Source organism: uncultured Oceanisphaera sp. (assembly GCF_947495715.1).
In the GTDB taxonomy this organism is placed as follows: domain Bacteria; phylum Pseudomonadota; class Gammaproteobacteria; order Enterobacterales; family Aeromonadaceae; genus Oceanimonas; species Oceanimonas sediminis.
The window spans coordinates 1-1,521 of sequence record NZ_CANLZU010000048.1; the positions used below are offsets into that span (position 1 = coordinate 1).

The following is a 1,521-nucleotide window of genomic DNA, read 5'->3' on the forward strand; positions in this document are numbered from 1 at the left end:
GTTCGTCAGCCGTTCAGTTAAGGGCGGAAAGCCCTGTAGGGACAGGCTGTCTCGGCTCTGATTTGATCAACAACGCCAGTTCCAGGCGCAAAGTATCGGTATAGCCTTCCAGCGCAAACTTGGAGGCGTTGTAGGCACCTCTATATTGCATGGCGACCAGTCCCAGTACCGAGCTGTTTTGAATAATACGGCCTTCACCGGCCGCCAGCATGGTAGGCAAAACCAGGCGGGTCAGATGATGGGTGCCAAACAGGTTGGTATTGAACTGCTCGCGCAGCGCCGTGGTCGGCAGGTCTTCAAGCGCGCCCGGCTGACCGTAAGCACCATTATTGAACAGGCCATAAAGACGACCATCGCTCAGTTGTAACGTTTGCTCTACTGCGGCCTCGATACTGGCCTCATCATTGAGATCCAGCTGAACGGCGTCCAGTCCTTGTTGTTTTAGCGAGTTAACATCAGCGGAATGCCGGGCCGAGGCGATGACCCGGAAGCCTTTCTCCTTGAGAAAATGGGCTGCCCTATGGCCGATGCCGGAAGAACAGCCGGTGATAAGAATGTTTTTGGACATCAATGACTCCTGAGTAACGAAAGACTCACCCTGTTTGTGGCGGGCCCGGCTACACGCAGGGAGAGGCTACAAACAAGGAACAAGACGGGTCATGGCACCTTCATTCCTGGATCCGGAACGACAGGTCGCTATTTAATAACAATCAAATCAACAACTTAAATTTATATTCAGAAAATATACATCGTTAATGATGTTAAAGATGGGGCTGTATGGAGCAGTATACGAAGAGAATCACGGAGATACTGGCGTCCCCAGCAGGAATCGAACCTGCAACTAAGTCTTAGGAGGACCTTGTTATATCCATTTAACTATGGGGACGGATAATAGGTGAATACTACATTTTATCCTGTTCAAAGCACAAGACACCTTTGGGTTGAGTGCGTGCAAATTGACCAGAACCAAGATCTATCTATAGTTACAAGCTCGTCGCGGCAGGGCGCCTGCCGGTTATGTCACCAAGATCGGGTGTGGGCCGAGTATGTAGTGGATAATCGGTATAGTTGAAACAAAGTAAGATAAAGAAACAAAAGCCGATAATAGTGGTGGTTCAGCAAGGCGTTTTTTAATCGCACTGTGCTAATTGCCATGTGTTCTGTGGGTATATCTGTGGTTAAGTTGTGTTTTTGCTGGGTGTTTGGGCTATCAGTAACCAAGTGCCTGTTTTTGTCAAAAAAGCCCTTGCGTAAAAACGGGCACTCCCTATAATGCGCATCCACTGACACGGGGCAACACGCCAACGGTCACAAGCAGAAAAAAGAAAGTCATTTACTGCTTGACGAATTAAACGGGAAGCGTAGAATGCTTACCCCTGACCTGAAGAAGGTCGACGCTCTTTAAGCAGCCCTGAGCTGTGGAGCGTAGCTCTTTAAAAATTAGTATCAAGCAAACTGTGTGGGCACTCGCAGGTAGTTGGGAAACAAAAAAATATTGTTTTTCAATGTCTTGTCGAAGTG

General features: G+C 48.4%; 1 tRNA gene and 1 pseudogene. Both read right to left on the bottom strand.

Annotation, left to right across the window (positions count from 1 at the left end):
- Positions 1 to 73: 73 nt before the first annotated feature.
- Positions 74 to 568 (bottom strand): annotated as a pseudogene (locus Q0753_RS16505) (SDR family NAD(P)-dependent oxidoreductase); the annotation flags it as partial.
- Between the two features lie 243 nt (positions 569 to 811).
- Positions 812 to 886 (bottom strand) — tRNA-Arg (locus Q0753_RS16510).
- Between the last annotated feature and the right edge of the window lie 635 nt (positions 887 to 1,521).